At 62.7% G+C, this 22,116-nt stretch carries 21 protein-coding genes; 11 read left to right on the top strand and 10 right to left on the bottom strand.

All coding sequences use genetic code 11. The annotated features are described in order from the left end of the window. Positions 1 to 88 precede the first annotated feature (88 nt). Positions 89 to 670, top strand: coding sequence for a GNAT family N-acetyltransferase (locus tag ABD842_RS02755; RefSeq protein ID WP_345109725.1), 582 nt, complete (start codon positions 89 to 91; stop codon positions 668 to 670). A gap of 14 nt (positions 671 to 684) precedes the next feature. Here ABD842_RS02755 and ABD842_RS02760 read toward each other — a convergent pair whose 3' ends face one another. Beyond that, positions 685 to 1,842, bottom strand: coding sequence for a hypothetical protein (locus ABD842_RS02760; RefSeq protein WP_345109728.1), 1,158 nt, complete (start codon positions 1,840 to 1,842; stop codon positions 685 to 687). A gap of 201 nt (positions 1,843 to 2,043) precedes the next feature. On the opposite strand from ABD842_RS02760, the gene recA reads away from it, so the two are divergent. The 9 genes from recA to tsf all read left to right on the top strand — a co-directional run bounded on the left by recA (position 2,044) and on the right by tsf (position 10,037). Further along, a complete protein-coding gene (gene recA, locus ABD842_RS02765) occupies positions 2,044 to 3,138 on the top strand; it encodes a recombinase RecA (protein ID WP_345109731.1) in 1,095 nt (364 codons plus the stop codon). Between the two features lie 214 nt (positions 3,139 to 3,352). Then, complete coding sequence (locus tag ABD842_RS02770) at positions 3,353 to 4,177, top strand: DUF3108 domain-containing protein (RefSeq protein WP_345109733.1); 825 nt, start codon at positions 3,353 to 3,355, stop codon at positions 4,175 to 4,177. Positions 4,178 to 4,414: 237 nt separating this feature from the next. After that, complete coding sequence (locus ABD842_RS02775; protein ID WP_345109735.1) at positions 4,415 to 5,113, top strand: response regulator transcription factor; 699 nt, start codon at positions 4,415 to 4,417, stop codon at positions 5,111 to 5,113. A gap of 144 nt (positions 5,114 to 5,257) precedes the next feature. After that, complete coding sequence (locus ABD842_RS02780; protein WP_345109738.1) at positions 5,258 to 6,349, top strand: sensor histidine kinase; 1,092 nt, start codon at positions 5,258 to 5,260, stop codon at positions 6,347 to 6,349. A 26-nt stretch (positions 6,350 to 6,375) separates the two neighbouring features. Continuing rightward, positions 6,376 to 7,089 (top strand): RluA family pseudouridine synthase, encoded by a 714-nt coding sequence (locus tag ABD842_RS02785; protein ID WP_345109741.1) that lies wholly within the window; start codon positions 6,376 to 6,378, stop codon positions 7,087 to 7,089. A gap of 295 nt (positions 7,090 to 7,384) precedes the next feature. Then, complete coding sequence (gene rplM, locus ABD842_RS02790) at positions 7,385 to 7,837, top strand: 50S ribosomal protein L13 (protein WP_073106880.1); 453 nt, start codon at positions 7,385 to 7,387, stop codon at positions 7,835 to 7,837. A gap of 39 nt (positions 7,838 to 7,876) precedes the next feature. After that, positions 7,877 to 8,263, top strand: a complete 387-nt coding sequence (rpsI, locus tag ABD842_RS02795; RefSeq protein WP_345073607.1) for a 30S ribosomal protein S9 — start codon at positions 7,877 to 7,879, stop codon at positions 8,261 to 8,263. An 18-nt stretch (positions 8,264 to 8,281) separates the two neighbouring features. Then, positions 8,282 to 9,049: a 30S ribosomal protein S2 gene (rpsB, locus tag ABD842_RS02800; protein ID WP_345109750.1), complete on the top strand. Its 768-nt coding sequence runs from the start codon at positions 8,282 to 8,284 to the stop codon at positions 9,047 to 9,049. A gap of 151 nt (positions 9,050 to 9,200) precedes the next feature. Next, entirely contained in the window at positions 9,201 to 10,037 is an 837-nt protein-coding gene (gene tsf, locus ABD842_RS02805) for a translation elongation factor Ts (RefSeq protein WP_345109753.1), read from the top strand. Between the two features lie 92 nt (positions 10,038 to 10,129). Here tsf and ABD842_RS02810 read toward each other — a convergent pair whose 3' ends face one another. The 7 genes from ABD842_RS02810 to ABD842_RS02840 all read right to left on the bottom strand — a co-directional run bounded on the left by ABD842_RS02810 (position 10,130) and on the right by ABD842_RS02840 (position 16,252). Further along, a complete protein-coding gene (locus tag ABD842_RS02810; protein ID WP_345109756.1) occupies positions 10,130 to 10,282 on the bottom strand; it encodes a hypothetical protein in 153 nt (50 codons plus the stop codon). A 9-nt stretch (positions 10,283 to 10,291) separates the two neighbouring features. Beyond that, entirely contained in the window at positions 10,292 to 11,359 is a 1,068-nt protein-coding gene (locus ABD842_RS02815) for a DUF3089 domain-containing protein (RefSeq protein WP_345109758.1), read from the bottom strand. Positions 11,360 to 11,385: 26 nt separating this feature from the next. Beyond that, the gene (locus ABD842_RS02820) at positions 11,386 to 12,489 is read right to left on the bottom strand and encodes an SHOCT domain-containing protein (protein WP_345109760.1); all 1,104 of its coding nucleotides are present in this window, start codon (positions 12,487 to 12,489) and stop codon (positions 11,386 to 11,388) included. A 35-nt stretch (positions 12,490 to 12,524) separates the two neighbouring features. Beyond that, positions 12,525 to 13,253 (bottom strand): hypothetical protein, encoded by a 729-nt coding sequence (locus ABD842_RS02825; RefSeq protein WP_345109763.1) that lies wholly within the window; start codon positions 13,251 to 13,253, stop codon positions 12,525 to 12,527. A 60-nt stretch (positions 13,254 to 13,313) separates the two neighbouring features. Continuing rightward, positions 13,314 to 13,559 (bottom strand): hypothetical protein, encoded by a 246-nt coding sequence (locus tag ABD842_RS02830; protein WP_345109765.1) that lies wholly within the window; start codon positions 13,557 to 13,559, stop codon positions 13,314 to 13,316. Between the two features lie 387 nt (positions 13,560 to 13,946). After that, complete coding sequence (locus tag ABD842_RS02835; protein WP_345109768.1) at positions 13,947 to 14,975, bottom strand: YeiH family protein; 1,029 nt, start codon at positions 14,973 to 14,975, stop codon at positions 13,947 to 13,949. A 380-nt stretch (positions 14,976 to 15,355) separates the two neighbouring features. Further along, positions 15,356 to 16,252, bottom strand: a complete 897-nt coding sequence (locus ABD842_RS02840; RefSeq protein WP_345109770.1) for a LysR substrate-binding domain-containing protein — start codon at positions 16,250 to 16,252, stop codon at positions 15,356 to 15,358. A 183-nt stretch (positions 16,253 to 16,435) separates the two neighbouring features. Here ABD842_RS02840 and ABD842_RS02845 point away from each other — a divergent pair, with 183 nt between their 5' ends. After that, entirely contained in the window at positions 16,436 to 18,487 is a 2,052-nt protein-coding gene (locus ABD842_RS02845; RefSeq protein WP_345109773.1) for a S9 family peptidase, read from the top strand. An 83-nt stretch (positions 18,488 to 18,570) separates the two neighbouring features. Here the strand turns inward: ABD842_RS02845 and ABD842_RS02850 are convergent, their stop codons facing one another. Both ABD842_RS02850 and ABD842_RS02855 read right to left on the bottom strand, forming a co-directional pair. Next, positions 18,571 to 20,454 (bottom strand): cytochrome-c peroxidase, encoded by a 1,884-nt coding sequence (locus ABD842_RS02850; protein ID WP_345109776.1) that lies wholly within the window; start codon positions 20,452 to 20,454, stop codon positions 18,571 to 18,573. 87 nt (positions 20,455 to 20,541) lie between these two features. After that, a complete protein-coding gene (locus ABD842_RS02855) occupies positions 20,542 to 22,014 on the bottom strand; it encodes a PhoX family protein (RefSeq protein ID WP_345109779.1) in 1,473 nt (490 codons plus the stop codon). Positions 22,015 to 22,116: the final 102 nt, after the last annotated feature.

Genomic DNA, 22,116 nt, shown 5'->3' on the forward strand with positions numbered 1-22,116 from the left:
GAACGGGTGGCGCTTTTTTGTGGCGGCCCGGCGTGGTTGTCCGGCCGCCTGATTTGCGCGTAGGTACCTCTGCTCCGGCTCTGCCTGTATGACGACTACTGCTTCCTCGCCCTCTCCGACCCCGATTCATACGGCGCGCCTGCTGCTGCGCCCCTACGAGCCCGCCGACGAGCCGGCTTTCTTTGCCCTCATTGACGCCAACCGGCCGCGCCTGGCCACGGCCTTTCCCGCCCGCGTGGCCGCCGTGCAGACCCCCGCTGATGCCCGCCGCGTACTGAGCGTCTTTGGCCACGACTGGCGCATCAACCGCCTCTACGTGCTGGGCATCTGGCACCGCGAAACCGGCGCCTACCTGGGCGACATCAGCCTGAAGCCCACCTGGGCGGCCACCGTCACCGCCGAAATCGGCTATTACCTGGCGCCCGAGGCCGAGGGTCAGGGCTTCGCGCGCGAGGCCCTGACCGCGGCCACCGGCTTCGGCTTCTACTCCAGCGTGCAGGCCCACCGCCTCGACATCCGCTGCCGCGCCGACAACCCCCGCAGCTGCGCCGTGGCCGGGCACGCCGGATTCCAGCCGCTGCCCGTACGGCCCCGGCTGTGGCCGCTGCGCGGGACTGGTTCGGCCGAAATCCTGCATTACGCCCTGTACCGCCCCGCGCCTACCACCTGAGCCAGCCGGCCGGCTTATTCCACGCCCTGCCGGATGGTGGTCAGCAGAAAGCTCTGGCTGAAGTTGAAGTACAAGGCAAACGAGAAGTCGAAGAGCCCGTTGTTGAGGTCGTAGAGCGGCTCGAAGCGCGTGGTCATGATCAGGTTGCCCGGCAGGCGGTAGTCTTTCAAAAACCGCGCAATGAGCAGCTGCCGGTCTTTGTCGAGGTACTGGGGGTTATTGACGGTGTTGGAAATGGAGCGGTAGAGCGGCCCGCCCAGCGGCGAAATGTAGCCGTTGCCGCGCCAGTACGCCACCTGCACGTTCGAAAGACGGGTATCGACGCCCGCATTCAGATACAGCCCCGTGCCCCGGCGGAACGCCAGCACGTCGGTGAAGGAGTAGTCGTCGAAATAAGTAACGTAGCCGTCGAAATGCACAGCGTGAAAAAACCGCGACGTCAGCGGCTTGCGCAGCCGCAGGCCGCTGGCTACGTTGAACAGGGTTTGCAGGGGCGCGTCTACCGTGTCAATCTGCCCGCCCCGGTGCGTGCCCGTAAACTGAAAGGGCACCCGCAGCCACCAGCCGGCCGAGTCGCCGGCCACCGTGGCCTCGGTCGTGAGGCCACCGGCCACTTCCTCCTGAAAGCTGCTGAACGGGTACTGCTGCCGCTGCCAGTCCACCCAGGCATCGAGACTCAGCCGCTTTTTCTGCAGCTTATACTGCGCGCCCTCCTCCAGCCGGTTGGTCATCACCCGCTCGAAGTCGAACAGGGGCTCGATGTAGCCGTGGTGCAGGTTGCCCTCAATGTTGCCAAACAGGATGCTGTGCGGGCCGTTCTGGTACTTGATGGTGAGCAGGGGCTGCACTTCCCGCAGCCGGAGCGTGCCGTAGTTTTTCCACAGAAATACGCCCGCCTCCACCCGCAGGTTGGCGGTGGGGAAGTACACCAGCCGGGGCAGCAGGTGGGCTCCGAAGTAGGTGCGGCCCTCCTCAATCTTGTTGAAGTACTCGTTGTCCTTGTTGAACTGAAACACCTGCACATCGAGCCGGAGCTGCCGCTCGTACTGGGGTCCGACGGGCAGGGGGCGCAGAAAAGCCGAGTTATCCAGCTGCGCCCAGGCCGTCCCGATGCCGGTTTGCCACGCTAACCCGGCCAGAATCAGGAAGAACCGCAGCGGCGGTTTTGACAAAAATTTTAGCATTATTCTATACTCCGAAATTCAGCAAATTTTTTTAGCATTGCGGGCACAAAATATAGCCCGCCTGCGTTACCCATTGCCGACCAGAAACCACCTGCCGCCGCTGGCGTAAAAGGGCTTTTTCTGGTTGGTTAGGCGGCCAAAAACGCCTACATTCACCAAACCTAAGCATTTATCCCCAACCCTCTTCGAATGGCTGCTACCACAGACAAAGCCGAGAAAACTTCTGCAAACCCGCAGGCCGAAAAGCTGAAAGCGCTTCAGCTCACGATGGATAAGCTCGACAAGGCTTATGGCAAAGGCACCGTCATGAAGCTCAGCGACAACAAGGTGGTCGACATTCCGGCCATCAGCACCGGCTCGCTGGGCCTGGATATTGCCCTCGGCATTGGCGGGCTGCCCCGCGGCCGGGTGGTCGAGATTTACGGGCCGGAATCGAGCGGTAAAACCACGCTGACCCTACACTGCATTGCCGAAGCCCAGAAAAAAGGCGGCATCGCGGCCTTCATCGACGCCGAGCACGCCTTCGACCGCGCCTACGCCGAAAAGCTGGGTATCGACACCACCAACCTGCTCATTGCCCAGCCCGACAACGGCGAGCAGGCCCTGGAAATAGCCGACCACCTGATTTCGTCGGGGGCCATCGACATCATCGTCATTGACTCCGTAGCCGCCCTGGTGCCGAAAGGCGAGCTGGAAGGCGACATGGGCGACTCGAAGATGGGCCTGCAGGCGCGTCTGATGAGCCAGGCCCTGCGCAAGCTCACCGGCACTATCAACAAGACCGGCTGCTGCTGCATCTTTATCAACCAGTTGCGCGAGAAAATCGGCGTGATGTTCGGCAATCCCGAAACCACGACCGGTGGCAACGCCCTGAAGTTCTATGCTTCGGTTCGCCTCGACATCCGTCGCATCGGCCAGATCAAGGAAGATAAGGACAACGTGACCGGCAACCGCACCAAGGTGAAAGTGGTGAAGAACAAGCTGGCGCCGCCCTTCAAGGTGGTCGAGTTTGACATCATCTACGGCGAGGGCATCAGCAAAGTGGGCGAAATCCTGGACCTGGGCGTTGACATGGGCATTATTGCCAAATCGGGCTCCTGGTTCTCCTACGACGGCAACCGCCTGGGCCAGGGCCGCGAGGGCGTAAAAACCATCCTGCTCGACAACCACGAGCTGGCCGACAAAATCGAGAAGCAGATCCGCGACATGGTGAAAGGTGAGCCCGCAGTGGCCCTAGCTGCCATTCCGACGGATGAGTCGACCGACGAGGACGACGACGAATAGACGGGGCTGCGTTCCGCTCATTGAAAAGCCTCCCCGGGAAACCGGGGAGGCTTTTTTTGTCCTTTATGCCCCGCACTCAAAACCCGCCCCGGAACCCGGCCCCAGCTTTTTCGTTCCTTTTGAGCTGGTACGCTGCTAGTGTGCGGGGTTACCGATATCTTTGCTGGCACCTCGTTTGAATAGGCAACGGCCGGATCTTTTTTTGCTAGTTTTTATGAAGCGCCGCTGGCTCCTGTCTTCGATTTTGCTGCTGCCCCTGGCCGCTTTGTTTGCCTTCGGGCCGGGCGACGCCGTCCGCAACGTGCCCAACTCCAGCTTCGAGCGGGGCGAGGTACTCTACTACCGGGTGCACTACGGCCTGATCAACGCCGCTGATGCTACCATCGAGGTTTCCAAAGACCTGCAGCGCGTCAATGACCGGCCCTGCTACAAGGCCACCGTCACGGGTCGGACCACCGGCTCGTTCGACTTCTTTATGCGGGTGCGCGACACCTGGCGCACCTACATCGACACTACCAGCATTCTGCCGCAGAAGTTCTTTCGCAACATCGAGGAGAACAACTACCGCAAAAAGGAAACCATCGACTTCGACCACGTGAAGGACGTGGCGCAGGTGGAAACCCGCAAGAAGGACAAGGACAATGTGCGCCACGAAACCTTCAAAGTGCCGGATAACGTGCAGGACATGGTCAGCGGCTTCTATTTCCTGCGTACCCTGAACTACGACAACCGCCGTATCGGCGACGTCATCCGGGTCCAGGGCTTCTTCGACAACCAGGTTTTCACGATGGATGTAATCTACAAAGGCCGGGAAACCGTGGAGACCAAGGCCGGCGACATCCGCGCCATCAAGCTGGTTCCGAAGATGCCGGCCAACAAGCTCTTCCGCGGTGAGAATGCCATATCCGTGTACCTCTCCGACGACCGGAACAAGGTGCCGGTCCTTATCCAGGCCGAACTGTTTGTGGGGGCCGTGAAAGTGGATATGTACAAATACCAGGGACTTAAAAACCGGTTGAATCTGGTGGCTCAAAACTGATTTTCCTTGAAAAGCGACTCCTTCCGGGTCGCTTTTTTTATGCCCTTTCCAATGCCCGAACTCCTTCCTGCTCCGCCACTGGCCAAAGCCCGCCCGCTGCCAGCGCGGCCACCCAGCTCAGCAGTAGCCCGCTTGCCCGCTGCCCCGGCAGTTCACAAAAAGGTAACACGCCCGGCCGTCCGACAAGCGGTATTTTTGTCATCCCGCATCTTCTTCTACCCCCAAACCCCACGTCCCGTGCACCCAAACGCCTCCTCACACCCTTACAAGATTCTGGTCGTGGATGATGATCCGGACATCGTGGAGCTGCTGGAATATAACCTGCGCAAGGAAGGCTACGAGGTAGCCAGCGCCCCCGATGGCCGCAAGGCTCTGGAAGTAGCGCCCGGCTTCGCCCCCGACATTGTGCTGCTCGACGTGATGATGCCCCACCTCGACGGCATCGACACCTGCCGGCAGCTGCGTGAGCTGCCCAAGTTCAAGGACACCTACATCATCTTTTTGACGGCCCGGGCCGAGGAGTTCTCGGAAGTGGCCGCTTTCGAGGCCGGGGCCGACGACTTCATTGCCAAGCCCATCAAGCCCCGCGCGCTGCTCAGCCGCCTGGCCGCCTTTGTGCGCCGCGACAAAGACCCGCAGGCCGTGTCCGAAACCATCGAAATCAATGGCCTGACCATCGACCGCACCGGCTTCGCCGTGTACCAGGATGGCCGTAAGATTTCCCTGCCCAAAAAGGAGTTTGAGCTGCTGGCCTTTCTGGCTTCTGCGCCGCACAAGGTTTTCGGCCGCGACGAGCTGCTGCAGAACATCTGGGGCAATGATGTCTTCGTGCTGGCCCGCACCGTGGATGTGCACGTGCGCAAAGTGCGCGAGAAAGTTGGCGACCACCACATCCAGACCATCAAGGGCGTCGGCTACAAGTTTAATAGCGACTGAAAGCCCGGCCACGCGCTGCTGTTGACCAGCTGAAAAGCCGGCCCCAGGTTAGGGCCGGCTTTCTTTTGAAGCGGTAAATTTGGCCCGGGCAGCCGGCCATTCCTTTCCTCCGGTGCGCTCCTCCCGCAACCAGTTCATTCCCTCATGGACCTATCCTCCCGCACCATTGCCATCTTGATTGCCTTGCTGGTCGCGGGCGTGCTGACCACCCTGGCCTGGCTGGTCCCGACCATGGCCTTCGAGCAGGGGGCGCTGGCGGCGGGCATTACGGTGGCGGCGTGCTTTCTGCTGGTTTATCTGGCTTTTGAGGCCCTGATTTTTCGGGAAATCAACAATATCTACGCCGGCCTGGAAAACGTGAAGCGCAAGGAGTTCCGCAGGCTCTCAAACAAGTTCCTGTTCCGCCCCGAGCCGCTCAAGCGCATGCGCGACGAAATCGTGCAGATGGCCGAGCGCAAGCAGCAGGAAATCGACGAGCTCAAGCGCCTGCAGGTCCTGCGCCGCGAGTTCCTGGCCGACGTGTCGCACGAGCTGAAAACCCCGATTTTTGCCGCCCAGGGCTTCCTGCATACCGTGCTCGATGGCGACGTGGACGACGAGCTGCTGCGCCACAAGTTTCTCACCAAAGCCGCCACCAGCCTCGATGCGCTGGACGCGCTGGTGCAGGATCTGGTTACCATCTCGCAGCTGGAGAAGGGAGTGGTGCGCATGCGGCGCCAGGCGTTTGATGTGGCGCAGCTGGTGCACGAGATATTTGAGCAGCTGGAGCAGAAGGCCGGGCAGCGTCACGTCACGCTGGAGCTGTTTCCGCCTTCCCTGGCCCCGGAAGGACTGCGCGTGCTGGCCGACCGTAACCGCATCCGGCAGGTCCTGATCAACCTGATCGACAACGCGGTAAAGTATGGCAAGGAAGGCGGGCACGTCATCGTCAGCCTGCTGGAAAGCAGCAAAGGCGTGAAGATATCGGTGCGCGACGACGGCGCCGGTATTCCGAAGCAGCACCAGAGCCGCATTTTCGAGCGATTTTACCGCGTAGACCGAAGCCGTTCCCGCGACTCCGGCGGCTCGGGCCTCGGGCTGGCCATCAGCAAGCACATTGTGGAGGCGCACAAATCGACCATCCGGGTACACAGCGAGGCCGGTCTGGGCACCACGCTGGAGTTTAAGCTGCCCAAGCCCCGCCCGCCCCGCCCGCCGCTGGCTACCGACGCGCAGCTGGAGGCCGACGCTTCTTAAGTCTTCGCCGTACCTTTGCGGCCTCTATGAAGCTCCCCGATTTCCAAGACCTTATTCTGTTTGAAGACGACGATTTCATCGTCATCAACAAGCCCCCGTTTCTGGCTACGCTCGACGAGCGGTTCGGCAACGCGCCCAACATTCTGCGCATGGCCCGGCAGTACGCCGACGACGCCCAGGCCTGCCACCGCCTCGACAAGGAAACCTCCGGCGCGCTGGCGCTGGCCAAAAACCCCGAAGCCTACCGCCACCTCTCGATGCAGTTTGAAAACCGCGAGGTGAAAAAGCTCTACCACGCCGTGGCCTGGGGCACCCACCGTCTCGACAACCACCTGGTCGACCGCAGCATCGAAACCACCACCAAAGGCAAGGCCCGCCTGGCCTATAAGGGCAAGGCGGCCGAAACCTACTTTACCACCCTCGAGCAGTTTGCCCGCCACACGCTGGTGCAGTGCGTGCCCATCACCGGCCGCATGCACCAGATCCGCCTGCACCTGATGTACCTGCAGGCCCCCATCGTGGGCGACGTGGTGTACGGCGGGGAGGACTTCTTTCTGTCGACGCTGAAGAAGAAGTTCAACGTGAAGGAAGGCGAGGAAGAGCAGCCCTTCATCAAGCGCTTTGCCCTGCACGCCGCCAAGCTGATTTTTGCCGGCCTCAACGGCGAGGAAATCACCGTGGAAGCCCCCTATCCCAAGGACTTCCGGGTGCTGGTCGATACGCTGCGGCAGTACAGCTAGGCAAACTTGTTCCTGATAGCACGTCATTCCGAGCTTGCCGGGGAGTCCGGCGCGGTGTCGTTGGCTTACTACTCAAACGGCGGCCCGCAAGATTCCTCGGCTTCGCTCGGAACGACGTTCCGGCTGGCCTTGGCGCCGTGGCGCTCTATGTCGTTGCGAGTCAGTAAGGCACTCTTTTAGAAACAATTATTGAATCCGGGTTTGCTTTTACCCGTCAAAAGGGTAACTTTGTGTCCGTTTTTCCCGAACCCTCGCCGGGTTCTATCTCATTTTCAAACGCTTACTCAACTCCCCAATGGATCATCTGAGCTTCAAGACGGTATCCGTCAACAAAGCCAACGCCAACAAGGGCTGGGTCGTGATTGATGCTGGTGACAATACTCTGGGCCGCGTGTCCAGCCAGGTTGCCAATATCCTCCGCGGCAAGCACAAGCCCTCGTTCACGCCCAACTCGGATTGCGGCGATTCGGTTATCATTATCAACGCCGACAAACTGCGCGTCACGGGTAAAAAGATGACCGAGAAAATCTACGTATCGCACTCCGGCTACCCCGGTGGCCAGAAGCGTAAATCGATGCGCGAAGTGATGGAGAAATCCTCGACCCGCGTTATCGAGCACGCCGTACGTGGTATGCTGCCCCACAACCGTCTTGGTCGGGAGCAGTTCCGCAGCCTGTTCGTGTACGAAGGTGCCGAGCACCCCCACGCCGCCCAGCAGCCGAAAGCTGTTGATTTGACGAACCTGTAAGCCTAATCGGCTTCCTTTTTTTCCTCAATTTTTTCATTAATGGACATCCTCAACACCTCTGGTAGAAGAAAAACCTCGGTGGCCCGCATTTACATGCAGGCCGGGCAAGGGAATATCACTATCAACAACCGGGAAATGAAAGCCTATTTCGGCAATGAACTCCTGGAGAACATCGTGAACCAACCTTTCGCTACCCTCGAGAAACTCGGGCAGTACGACATCAAAGTGAACGTGCACGGTGGTGGCATCTCGGCGCAGGCCGAAGCCATCCGGCTGGCAATTTCGAAAGCTTTGGTCGAGCAGGACGCCGAAACGCGCCCCGCCCTGAAGAAAGAAGGCTTTATGACGCGTGACCCCCGCATGGTTGAACGCAAGAAGTTCGGCAAGCGCAAGGCACGTCGCTCGTTCCAGTTCTCGAAACGCTAATCCCAGAGGAAATACATCATGGCTCAGTCCACCACCTATAAAGATCTGCTCGACGCAGGGTCCCATTTTGGTCACCTTACGCGCAAGTGGGATCCGAAAATGGCGCCGTACATCTTCATGGAGAAGAACGGCATCCACATCATTGACCTGAACAAAACCCTCGTTTCGCTCGAGCAGGCTTCGCAGGCTATCCGCAACATCGCCAAGAGCGGTCGGAAAGTGCTGTTCGTTGCCACCAAGAAGCAGGCACAGGAGATTGTGACGGAAGAAGCCAAGCGGTTGAAAATGCCCTTCGTCACCGACCGGTGGCTGGGTGGCATGCTCACCAACTTCGCCACGGTTCGCAAGTCGCTGAAGAAAATGAGCACCATCGACAAGATGGTGAAGGAAAACACGGCGTACGCAGCACTTGCCAAGCGTGAGCGTCTGATGCTGTCGCGCGAGCGGGAGAAGCTGGAGCGCGTACTGGGCGGCATTGCCGACCTGAGCCGCCTGCCCGCTGCCCTGTTCGTAATCGACGTGAAGCGTGAGCACATTGCCGTAAAAGAAGCTCAGAAACTGGGCATTCCGGTATTCGCTATGTGCGACACCAACTCCAACCCCGAGCTGGTTGATTTCCCGATCCCGGCGAACGACGACGCCTCGAAGTCGATTCAGCTGATTGTGGGTGTCATCAGCAAGGCTATCGAAGAAGGCTTGTCCGAGCGCAAAGTTGACAAGGACGAAGCCGACAAGAAGCAGTCGGAAGAAGAAGGCATCAAGGAAAAACAAGCTGCTGACGAATAGTCTTTAAGGAGCTAGAAGCTAGGAGTCAGGAGCTAGGAGTTGTGATGATGGCAAAATGCCCATTCGATTCTGGTTCCTGGCTCCTAACTTCTTTCTACCCTCCCCTCAATTGATTCTAACTCCTAGCTTCTAGCTACTAACTTTTCAGAAAATGGCCGCAATTACTGCCGCAGACGTGAACAAGCTCCGCACCATGACTGGCGCGGGCATGATGGATTGCAAAAAAGCGCTGACCGAAGCCGAAGGCGACTTCGAAGTGGCCCGGGACCTGTTGCGTAAGCAGGGTCAGAAGATTGCCGACAAGCGTGCTGAAAACGAAACGTCGGAAGGCTTTGTAGCCGTGAACGTGAGCGAGGACGGCACCAATGGCAAACTGATTGCCCTGGCCTGCGAAACCGAGTCGGTAGCCAAAGTGGCTAACTTCCGTGAGCTGGTGCAGCGCATTCTGGACGCCGCCGTGCGGACCAACGCTACCACCAAGGAAGAAGTGCTGGCTGCCAAAGAAGACGACGGCCTGACCGTACAGGAGCACATCACCGACCTGATGGGCAAAATCGGCGAGAAGCTGGACGTAACTTACGCCACGCTGACGGCCGAGAAAGTTGCTTCCTACATCCACTCCGACAACAAGAAGGGCGTACTCGTGGGCCTGAAGAACGTGGGTGGCGCTGACACGGCCGTTGTTGGCCGCGACGTAGCCATGCAGATCGTAGCCATGAAGCCCGTTGCCGTGGACAAAGACGGCGTGGATTCGGCCGTGGCCGAGCGCGAAATCGAAATCGGCAAAGAGCAGGCGCGGGCTGAAGGCAAGCCCGAGGCCATGCTGGAGAAAATTGCCCAGGGCAAGCTCAACAAGTTCTACAAGGAGAATACCCTGCTCAACCAGGAGTTCGTGAAGGACAACTCGCTGACCATCGCCCAGCTGCTCGACAAGACGTCGAAAGGCATGACGGTAACCGACTTCAAGCGCGTTGCTATCGGTGCCTAAGCTTTTGGTTTAGAATAATGAAAAGCCCCGCTGGCGTTCTGCCGGCGGGGCTTTTTCGTTATTGGCTGACGACTGCCTCAGCCCCTCCCGGCTCAGGATTCCTTTCCCTCTACACGCACTTTATGGGTGGGAGCCTCTCTGGTCTTTCGCCTATCCAAACCCTGCACCAGGTTTTTGGCCAGCGCGGCCAGCAACAGTAAAAACAGCAGCCCGATAAGAATACGAGGCCAGGGAAGATTTTTCATGGATGCAGATTACGGGCGTTTGCCTTGTTTGCTGATGTAGGTCCGCACACGCGCCTCGGCATTCTGGCGCAGGTTCATATAGAACAGGCTGTAGTCGGCAATGTGGAAGGAATGGCGCAGGTGCGGCTGACCGGGCAGCAGAAAGCGCGGGTAGCCGACGAGCTTGGGCGGGTGCACCCAGAGCAGGCCTTGGTGCACTTTAGCGTCTACCACGGCCGTGTCGATCCGGTTGAAGGCCAGGTAGGGCACGCCGCCGCGGTTCAGGGAGCTGGGTGCCGCGACGGTATCGAGCGTCCAGGTCAGCGGGTTGGTAGCCACGCCGCCGTCGAATGGGGCGTAATCATTGCCCCAGGCCACGGAGTTCCAGACTACGAAGCAGCCGGTCTGGGTAGAGTCGGCGCAGGGGCGGATGGTCTGGTACTCGTTGGGCTTGACTTTAAACCCGATGAGGTAGGCCACCACCAGCTGCCGGCGCAGCTTCGGGTCGTTTTCGAAAAACTCGTGGAGCAGGCGTGTGGCCTGATAGGTGCCCTGGCTGTGCCCGGCCAGAATGATGGGCCGGCCCTGGTTGTAGTGCGCCAGATAGTACTCAAATGCGGCTTTCACGTCGCGGTAAGCCAGCTCCAGCGCCTCGCGGCCGTCAGCTTCCTGCTCGTCGAAAAAGGCGTACAGCGTGGCCTGCCGGTAGCGCGGGGCGTAGATGCGGCCGGCCGAGTTGAACACGCTGGCCTGCTGGCTGATGGTGCTGACGTCGGTGAAGCGGTTCAGGGCCTGGTCGGCGAGGTCGGCGTTCCAGGCGCTGCGCTTGAGCATGGTGGTAGGATGCACGTAGAATACATCGGCGGCCGCCGTTTGCTGCTGGTCGCGCAGGCCGGTGTGGCGCGGCACCTCGTCGGCGGCATCCGCGCGGCCGGGCAGCGCGGCCCAGTTGGCCGGCCGCGCATAGTCGGGGGCCGAGGCGGCCTGATACGTGGCAAACTGCCGGCCCGGCTTCAGAGCCTTGGTGCAGGAAGCGGCTCCCAGCGCCAGCAGCGCCGTTAGCAGCAGCCTATACCGCACGGCGTAGGAATAAGACATAGCCACTGGTCCGTCGCGGGGCGGGGTCAATCGGTGAAGGTATTTTCCAGCAGGCGCTCCTGGCGCAGGTACTTGATTTTGAAGTTCCGGTCGAGCCGGATGCGAACCTGGGCGCGGGTTTGCTGGCGCTTCTGCAACGACTGGCGCAGGGCCCGGCTCCGCTCCAGGAAGGTCACCACCCGGGAGCCGTCGTCTACCGGCTCACTGATCTTCAGGCTGCCGGGCTCAATCACGGTTTCAGCCTCCAGGAACTCCGGAAAATGGCTGCGGGCCAGCTCCGCCTCAATTGCGGCCGGGGTGGTGTTCTGCAGGGTATAAAACCGCTCGACGCTGGGCGCAAAATACGAGGCGGCACTGAACGGGGCCGCTTTCAGATCTTCGTAGTAAGCCGCCAGCCCCCCCTCAACGCGGGCGCGCACGGCACTGTAGTCGGTGGGAGCTTCGGGGGCCGGGGGCGTTGCGGCCGGCGCCGGAACGCGGACTGAATCGGCGGCGGGGGCAGCTACCGGGGCTACGGCCGGCGCTACGCGCACCGTTTCGGGGGCCGCGGCGGGCGGCAGGTCAATCTGCTCGGCCTGAGGGCCGGTTTCCGGGGCGGGGCGCTGGCTGTCGGCTTCGGTCTGGCTGATGCTGCTCAGGTGCTCCGACTCACGGTTGCCCAGCATCAGATAGGCCACCAACGCCAGCAGAGCCAGAATCCCGCCCACAATAAGAATGGTCGACAGCGGATTGCGGGCCGGGGCCACGTAGGGCATGTCGACCTCGTCTTCCTCCGGCTCCCGCGTCTCGGTATCGTACCCGTCCTCCGCGCTGGGCGAGGCCCCGGGCCGGCCCGACTCGAAGGGGCGGCTGAAGGTTTCGGCTGGCGGCGCGGGCGCGCTGGGGGGCGCCACGGGCGGCAGCGGCGGGGTGGTATGGGGCACGATGGGCGGCAGCATCGGCTCTTCCACCGGGCCACTGGTTGCCGTCGGCTCTGGCCTGTTTACCGGGGCCGCCGGGCCGGCGGCGGTGGGCTCACTGAACAGCAGCTTGCGCTTGAGGGTCTCAAACTCGGCGGGCGTAATGGTGCCCGCGTCCAGCCACTCTTTGAGCTGGCGCAGGGTATCGAGCGGCGAAGGATCTTTTTCCATGGGAGCTGCGGAAGCTTTTTGCGTAAGCCGGGGCCTTATTTACGTTCCAGGGCCGTCATCCGGTCACGCTTGCGCTGGAGCTGAAGCTTGCGCAGGTCCAGCTGCTGGGCATTGCCGACGAGCTTCACCGAGTCTTCGCGGGCCTTGAGCGTGTTGCTGATGTTCTGCTGCTTCAGGGCCTCGATGCGGGCCAGGTTGCTGGTCGTACTCGACTGCAGGCTGGTGCGCTCCTTGTCGAGCTTGTCTTTTTCCTTTTCCGCCTCCTTGAGCTGCTTTTCGGCGTCGGCAATCTGCTCCCGGTACGCTTGCAGGCGGGCGGCGCTGGCAAAGCTCTGGGTGATGTTGCGCAGGGCGGCAAACTCGGTGGCGTTCTTGTCGGGCGTCAGGAAGGCATCGGCGCCGAAAGCGGCCCACACCGACAGCTCCGAGGTGGTATCGGTGGGCGAGGTGACGGTGGAGTACAGGTCGATGAGCTTGCCCGATACGCTCGAAGCCGGGGTTTGCTTGGCCACCAGCATGTCGCTTTTGCCCACGCCCAGCACGCCCCCACCCTTCAGGCGGATGTTGTAGGTGTCCTTCAGCCACGACTGCCAGAAGTCGCGGGTCCAGGCGGCGGTGCCTTCCACCTGCACCTTCACCGCGGCGCGCTCCTTGCGCTCAAAGTTGACGCTGGTGGTACGCACGTCGTAGAGCTGGGCCTGCGCGACGGTAGCGGAGCCGAGAAAAGCACTGAGGATAATGGCAAAAGCAACGAACAGCTTCATAAGATCAGAATTGACGAAAAACAGAAAAATCACCCTTGCACGGGCTGCACCGGCCCCAACTCACAGATCATGCCGGTCGAAAGCGGCCTGCAGGTCCTGCCGCATCTGGGTAAAGCGCAGCACGGCAGCGGCCACAAACTCGGCATCGAGCAGCTCGCGCACGTCGGCCTCGCTGGTCACGTCCATCTCGCTCACCTTGTAGGTTTGCTCCAGCTGCCCCTTTTCCAGCTTGATGAGGTACTTGCCATTCCACGAGAAGAGCGTGATTTTGGCATCCGGATGGGGAATATCGGCGAGTTGGCGCATGGCGGCGGGCAGGAACGGCGTTGAGTGGGCGAAGATAGGCAGGGCGCCGCAACTGCCCCTTGTGCCGCTCGCCATTACACCAAAGTCGTGGCCTCGCAGACCACCCTGCTCACGCCTTATTGTGCCGCCCAAACCACTCTGGCACGATGCTCCAGGGAAATAAACCGGCTTATACTGACAAGCAAAAGCGGCAAGCCGGGCCCATGGAGGAAAGCTACCAGCAGCGCGGCGTGTCGGAAGACAAGGCCGAAAAGCGCGCCGGGGCCGCGGTCAACCAAACCGCCGGAAAGCCGACGACACATAAAGCTTACTGACTTCTAACAACGTGAAGCGGGTCGGCTCCAGCTGGTGGAGCCGACCCGCTTTGCTGGTGCGGAACGGCAGCTCCTAAGCCACCGAGTGCAGAATCAGCCAGAGTGAGGCGGTGCAGATAACGGCCCACAGCAGCACGCCCTGCACAAACGGCCGCACGCCCACCGAGCGCAGCACCGGGGCCGACAAGCCCGCTCCAATGAGAAACAGCGTCACGGTCAGCCCGATTTTAGCCAGATACACGGCTACCGGCGCCAGCGGCTGCACGGCCGCCACGTAGCTGTTGAGCAGCATGGCTCCGATAAAGCCCAGGATGAAGTAGGGCAGCTTGACCTTTGCGCCGGGCGTCTTGAACAGGTAGGCCGTGCCCAGGCTCACCGGGATAATCCAGAGGGCGCGGGCCAGCTTCACGGTGGTGGCAATCTGCAGGGCCTCGCTGCCGTAGTGGCTGGCGGCGCCCACCACCGAGCTGGTATCGTGAATGGCAATGGCGCACCAGAGGCCGAACTGGTTCTGGGTCATCTGCAGGGCGTGGCCCACGGTCGGAAACAGGAACAGGGCCACCGCGTTCAGCACGAACACCGTGCCCAGCGCCACCGACATCTGCGACTCCTCGGCCCTGAGTACCGGCCCCACGGCGGCAATGGCGCTGCCCCCGCAGATGGCCGTGCCGCAGGAAATCAGGTGGGAGGTTTTGGGGTCAATCTTCAGCCAGCGGCCCACCAGAAAGCCCAGCCCCAGCGTGCCGCCAATGGAAGCTACCGTAAACAGAATTCCTGCGCGCCCGGCCTGCAGGGCCTGCTGGGCGTTCATGCCGAAGCCCAGGCCGATAACGGAGTATTGCAGCAGCTTGCTGGTGTAGCGCCGGCTTTGCGCCGGCCAGGGGTTGCCAAATACCAAGGCCACTACCAGCCCCAGCGCCAGCGCCAGCGGCGGGGAACCCCAGGGCGTGAGGCACAGCAGCAAAGCCAGCCCGAAAACCAGCCTGGGCGGCGTCAGGCTCAGGCCAAAAACTGGGAAGGACCGGTGTAGAAACGCCGCAAAACCAGTTTCTGCCGGTTCGGGTGAGTGGGTAAGCGGCGGCAACGGGTGGGTAAGCTTCATAGGTAGGGCGGCAGCAAATACTACCCCAAAAGTACGGCTACCCTGCCCCTTCCGATAATCAAAAATGCTTATCACCGATTACCTGAGGTAATTCATACTTGTCATTGCGGGCAAAGCGAGGCAACCCGTTCTCTGAAAGGTAGAAAGCCCTGTGAAAGCAAAAAGCCCTTCCCAGTGGCTGTAACGCGAAGTTCCACTTCGCGAGGCGTTGAACGACAACCATTGCGACGGCGCGGACGGCGCGCGAAGTGGAACTTCGCGTTACAGCTTTAAGCCCCAATATCCAGGCAGGCATTGGGGCTTTGTGGGTTAACAGTGGTCAGCTCATTGTTCAGGACGGATTGCTTCGCTCTGCTCGCAATGACAGGGCTGCTATCTACCTACTCCAAACTCTTGTGGGCATGGGCCAGGAAGCGCTGGGCCTGGGCCGACAGCGGCTGCCCCTGCACCCACACGGCGTCGAAGCGACGCGGCAGGTGCAGGCCCTGCACGGGCACTATCTCCAGCTCCCCGGCCGCCACCTCCCGGTCCAGGGCCCGCCTGGAAACGAAGCCCAGACAGTCGGGCGCCGCTTCGAGGTAGGCTTTGATGGCTTCGGTATTATCCAGGTAAAACGCTACCCGCAGCTCGGAGAGCTTGATCTGGTGGGCCCGCAGGGCAAACTCCAGCACTTCCAGCGTGCCCGAGCCCCGCTCGCGCAGCACCAGTGGCTGGCGCAGCACCTCGGCCAGCGGCAGCGGCGCGGCGGGCGAACCGCCGGGCGTGGCCTTGCGCACGGCCAGCAGCTCGTCGTGCAGGAGCAGCTCGTAGTGCAGGTCGCGGTTTTTGACCTGTCCTTCCACAAAGCCCAGGTCGATGTGGCCGTGGGTGAGGGCTTCGGCAATCTGCTCGGAGTTGGCGTTGAGCAACGTCAGCTCGACGTGGGGGTAGCGCTGCTGAAACGCGGGCAGAATGGCGGGAATCACGTACTGGGCCAGCGTGGTGCTGGCACCCAGGCGCAGGCGGCCCGCGGCTTCGTCGTGCAGGGCGTGGAGCTGGTCGGTGAGCTGCAGGTGCAGGTTCTCGACCTGGTCGGCGTGCACCAGCAGCAGGCGGCCGGCCTCGGTGAGCGTGACCCGGCCGGCGCGCCGCTCAAACAAGCGCTGGGCGTACAGGCGCTCCAGCTCCCGGATGTGCTTGGTGACGGCGGGCTGGGTGACGTACAGCTCCTGGGCGGCCTTGGTGAAGCTCAGCAGCCGGGCCACGGCCTGGAATACGCGCAGACGAAAATCGGGCATGAGCGCAAGGTAAGCTGGTTTTTGGTGGATAGTTTTTGGTTTTTGGCAGTTCGCTCAAATCTGGTTCCCAGGCAGCCTTCCACCCTATACCCGGACCGCTACTGAAGCAGCCAAAAACCGATAGCTAAAAACCAAAAGCCATTCTGCTTACCTTTCCCTCTTACTTCCTTCCTACTTTCTGCGATGAAAAAATCCTTTCTGACTGCGCTGGCGCTGCTGCCGCTGGCGGCCTCGGCCCAAACCGGCCTCACGCCCGAAAAGCTCTGGCAGCTGGGCCGCCTGGGCGAAATGCAGGTGTCGCCGGACGGCAAGACCGTGGCCTTCACCGTGACGCGCTACTCCCTGACCGACAACAAGGGCAACGCCGACATATACACGGTGCCCGTGGCCGGCGGCGCGGTGAAGCAGCTGACCACCACGCCCGGCTCGGAAAACACCCTCAACTGGCGCCCCGACGGCAGGCTGACGTTTCTGTCGGGCGAAGGCGGCACCGACCAGCTCTACGTGATGGGCGCCGACGGCTCCGGCAAAGCCAGACTCAGCGAGTTTCCCGACGAGGGCCTGAGCAACCTGAAGTACGCGCCCAAGGGCAACTTCATCCTCTACACCCAGGACGTGAAGACCGGCAAGGAAATCAAGGACTGGTACCCGGATCTGCCCAAGGCCGACGCCAAAATCATCGACGACCTGAACTACCGGCACTGGAACGCGTGGGACGACTTCAGGGCCACCCACGTCTTCTTCCAGCCCGTGGGGGCCGACGGCAAGCCCACCGGCTACGGCAAGGACGTCATGGCGGGCGAGAAGTTTGACGCGCCCCTGCAGCCGCTGGCCGGCGCCGAGCAGCTGGCCTTTGCCCCCGACGGCTACTCGCTGGCCTACACCTCGCGCAAGCTCACGGGCAAGGCCGAGGCCGAAAGCACCAACTCCGACATCTACCTCTACAACATCCGGGCAAGCAAGACCGAGAACCTGAGCCTGGGCCTGGACGGCTACGACACTGAACCGGCCTTTTCGCCCGACGGGACCAAGCTGGCCTGGCTGAGCATGGCCACGCCCGGCTTCGAGGCCGACCGCACCGGCATCGTGGTATACGACTTCAAGACCAAGAAGCGCGAAGACATTACCAAGGGCTCGGAGCAGGCCGCGGGCAACCTGCGCTGGAGCGCCGACGGCAAAACCATCTACTTCGCCAGCGTCATTCAGGGCACCGACCAGCTGTTTGCGGTGCCGAGCAAGGGCGGCAAAATCCGGCAGGTGACGCAGGGGCCGCAGAACTACAACGCCTTCGAGCTGGCCGGCCCCACCACCGCCGTGGCCAATAAAACCACCATCGGCAGTCCCGCCGACCTGGTGCGCATCGACCTGAAAACCGGCAAGGAAACCCCGCTGACGACGCTTAACCAGGACGAGCTGGCCGGCGTGACAATGGGCAAGGTGGAAGACCGCCGCGTGACCACCACCGACGGCAAGCAGATGCAGGTCTACGTCATCTACCCACCCGGCTTCGACCCGGCCAAGAAGTACCCGACCCTGCTCTACTGCCAGGGCGGCCCCCAGAGCCCCATTACCCAGAGCTGGAGCTACCGCTGGAACTTCCAGCTGATGGCCGCCAACGGCTACATCATCGTGGCGCCCAACCGCCGCGGCCTGCCCGGCTTCGGCACCGAGTGGAACAACAGCATCAGCGGCGACTGGGGCGGGCAGCCCATCCGCGACTACCTCTCCGCCATCGACGAGGTGAGCAAGGAGCCGTTTGTGGACAAGGACCGCCGCGGCTGCGTGGGCGCCTCCTACGGCGGCTACTCGGTGTATTACCTGGCCGGCAAGCACGAGGGCCGCTTCAAGACCTTCATTGCCCATGCCGGCCTCTACAACCTGACCAGCTGGTACCCGAGCACCGAGGAAATGTTCTTCGCCAAGCACGACATCGGCGGCACGCCCTGGGACGCTACGCTGCACAAAAGCTACACCGACTTCAGCCCCCAGCTGTTCGCCAAAAACTGGGATACGCCCATGCTGGTCATCCACGGCGGCAAAGACTTCCGGGTGCCCGAGGGCCAGGGCATGGAAGCTTTCGGCACGGCCCAGCTGCGCGGCATTCCGAGCCGGTTTCTGTACTTCCCCAACGAGGGCCACTGGATTCAGAAGCCCCAGAACGCGGTGCTCTGGCAGCGGGTGTTCTTCGAATGGCTGGGCCGCACCCTCCAGCCCGGCGGGCAGGCGGCCAAGTAACGCCGCTTTTAGGCCCGGCAAAAAGGGCCGTTCCTCCTGGAGCGGGCCTTTTTGCGTCTGTCATTGATTGTATGCGTCGGTCCTTACCACGGCCGGGGCCGGGCGTGGCTGAGCCCGGTGGTGTCGGTGAGGGCCTGCAGGAAAGCCAGCAGGTCGCGCTTCTCGGGAGCCGTGAAGTCGATCCGGCCGGCCGGCAGCGTCTGGTTGGGCACCGCCAGGCCCAGGCCGGCCCCGCCGCCCGCGGCGTAGAAGTCGATGACCTCGGCCAGGGTGCGGTAGGCGCCGTTGTGCATGTAGGGTGCCGTCAGGGCCACGTTGCGCAGGGTAGGCGTTTTGAAAGCGTGCCGCTGCCACTCGATGCCCGATACGCCCTGCCGGCCCGGGTCGTGGTCCAGGCCCTTGGCGGCCCGCGCCGCGTGGGCGGGCACGCCGAGCACTTCGGCCTCGGTCCGCTCAAAGGCCGGGGGCACCGTGCCGTTGAACAGGGGCATAAAGTGGCAGGTGCCGCAGCGGCCCTTGCCCATAAATACGTTGAAGCCCCGCCGGGCCGCCGGGTCCAGGGCCTGCTTTTCCCCGCGCACGTACCGGTCGAAGGGGGCGTTGCAGCGCAGCAGCTCCCGCCGCAGGTAGCTGGCCAGGGCCGTTTTGAGATGCTGCTCCTGAATGCCGGCCGGCCGGGTGGCCGGAAACGCCCGGGCAAAGGCGGCGCGGTAGGCCGCCTTGTGCGCCAGCCCCCGCACGGCCGCGGCCAGGGAGCCGTGCATTTCCCGGGGGTCGGCCAGCACGGCGGCAGCCTGGTCTTCGAGGTAGGTGACGCGGCCGTCGTAGAACTGGGCGCTTTGCAGGGCGGCGTTGAGCAGGGTGGGCGCGTTGCGGGCCACCTGCCCTTGCCCGCCGAAGGCCACGCTTTTCACCTGCCCATCGGTAAAGGCCCGCTCGGGCCGGTGGCAGGATGCGCAGCTGCGGCTGCCATTGCCCGAGAGGGCCGTATCGAAAAACAGCTGCCGGCCCAGCGCCGCCTGGGCCGCCGTGGGCTGGTCGGTGGTATTCGGCGCGAAGGCCATCGGGTTGAAGGCCGCCGGGTCGAACAGGGTGGCGGCATCAGCCCGCAGGGTGCGCACCTCGGCAAAGGGCCGGATGCCCAGCGCCAGCTGCGCCCGGGCCAGCTGCCGCGACAACGGGTTGGCGTAGTCGGTCAGAAAAGCGAGCTGGTCGAAGGCTTCGGCCTGGGGGTGGCGGCGCAGGTAGGCCAGGCTGGCGGCAAAGGTGCGCTGTAATTCGGCAGCCAGCCGCGGCTCCCGCTCTGCCAAGCGGACCTGGTAGGGCGCCACGGCGGCGCGCAGGGCCGCCAGGCTGGTGGCGGCCTCGGCCACGGCGCCCGGGGAGGCGGGCGTGTCAAACCGCGGCAGCCCCAGCGTGACGATGCGGAACACGCCCAGCCGCACGGCGTCGAACAGGTGGCGGTCGGTGGGCGAGAAGGTGGCGGCGGCATTGTGCAGCCCGACCAGGCTGCTGTGCACCAGCGCCAGCTGGGCCAGCACTTCGGCCCGCTGGGCCGGGGCGTAGGCAGCAGGGTACAAGTAGGTTTCGAGCACCTGCAACCCCTCGGCCGGCACGGCCCGCTGCTGCTGGTCGTAGGCTTCCACTTCGGCCAGGGCGGGGCCGTTGAGCTGCTTGGCCAATGAAGGCACGTAGTACTCGGTCAGAAACTCGATGCGCTTGTAGGCCCGGCGGGCCCGGGCAAAGGCCCGGCGCTGAGCTCCCACCGGCTGCCCGGCCGCCACGCTCCGCCGCAGCCGGGCCACGGCCGAATCCAGGGCTCCCAGGTTGCGGCGGTAGTCGGCCAGAACGCGGGCCGCAGGCGTCGGCGCAGTGGCGGCGCGGCCGGCTTCGGGGCGCTGGCAGGCGCTCCAGCCCGCCACGGTCAGAAAGAAGAGCAATACGACGTAAAAAATCCGGGTCCGCATCTGATCAGCTGGTAGCTTGGGCTGCGCCGAAAGCCCCGCCCGGTTCCGGGTGGGGCTTCTGCTCATGTATAGGTGTAGGCAAATAAATTAGCGGGGCAGGCCGCTGAGCAGCACGATCTGGCTGGCCTGGCTGTCGCCGTTGTTGGGTTTGGCGCCGCCGTTCTTGTACTTGTCGCTGGTCCAGGTATGGGGCTGAATGCAGAGGGCGAAGGTGTTGGGAATGCCTATTTCGTCGGAAATATCAAACATGGCCCCGTACTCCCAGCTGCCCTTGGTCGAGAGGCTGGTGCCGGCGTTGAACTTGGCTGCGTCGGGGGCGGTGCGGTGGTGGTCCAGCTCCAGCATCGGCTTCAGCTCGCCGGTGGCAATAGCGTACTGGTAGATGTAGCCGTCGTGGGTTTCGGGGCCGTAGCCGTTGGAGTCTTCCTGAACGTAGACGTAGTTCTGGGTGACGCAGATGTTGTCGGGGTTCTGGAAGTCCTTGGCCTTGCCGGCGCGGTCGTCGCCGTCCAGAATCACTTCCAGGGTGCCCTTGGTGGGGTCGGTTTCGCTGAGCAGCAGCCGGTAGGTGCGGCCCCACTTCGTGCGCGCCTTGTCGGCGTTGACGCCCGTCTCGTCCTGGCCCGTCACGTTGAAGTACACTTCGCGGCCGTTGGCGCCGCCGCCCTTGCGGTAGTCGATGTCCTCGACCCGGCCCATCTTGAGGGCTTTGAGCGGATCCACCTGGGCCTGCATCTGGGTGCCCGTCAGGTTTTTGTAGTCCGGAATAGCCACAAACTCCACCTCGTAGCGCTGCCCGAGCACCATGTCCCGCTCGCGCTGGTTGAGGTCTTTGCGGCGCAGCATGTACTGCTGCCCGCCTTCCAGGTCGCCCACGGCGTTGCTCTGGTACAGGGCCAGCTGCCCGCCGCTGCTGCCCGAGTCGTCCTCGCCGGTCAAAATCACGGTTTTGTTGGGGTAGGCAGTTTTGGGCAGGGGCACCGCGTTTTCGGCGCTCCAGTAGCCCAGGCCCTTCACGCCCTTGGGCATGCTCTGGGTGTTGTTGTCGGCGAAGGGCTGAATCAGGTGGATCTGGGCATCGACGGCACTTTCGCCGGCGCTCAGAAAGTAGGGACCGAAGCCGTGCTCCTCGGGCGTCACCATCGTGGCCGAGCACAGGCGCCAGCGGCCCCCGTCGGAGTTGAGCATATAGTCGCCGCGCACGGGCCGGAAGCTGTTGTCGAGGCGCACCCGCGACAGGGCGCGGTTGTCTTCCTGGTTGATGAGCATGGTGTAGCCGCTGCCGTCGGGGTTGCGCAGCAGGCCGGCGCCATCGGCCGAGCCGCCCAGCATAAACCCGGGCGTGGCCGCCAGCTGGTCGTCGGAGCTGAGCAGGGAGTAGAGCTTCACCTGCTCGAAGCCGGCCAGGGTTTTGGCCAGCACCGGCGTGGCGGAGTAGTTATCGAGCTTCGCCTGGGTGGGCGCGTCGGCCCTGGTGGCGTCGTCGGAGTCGTTGCAGGCGGTAAGCAGGCCGGCCAGCGCCAGGGCCGTCAGGCTCAGGGGAAGCGGGTAGTTTTTCATCACGGAGTAGCAGTAGCAGGCCGACCGGCCCGGGTGAAACGATGGGCAAAAGTATCCGGCCGCTGTTACCAAGCCGTGAAGCCCAGATAAAGGAGCTGTGAA

This window comes from Hymenobacter algoricola (genome assembly GCF_039539525.1).
Lineage (GTDB): Bacteria > Bacteroidota > Bacteroidia > Cytophagales > Hymenobacteraceae > Hymenobacter > Hymenobacter algoricola.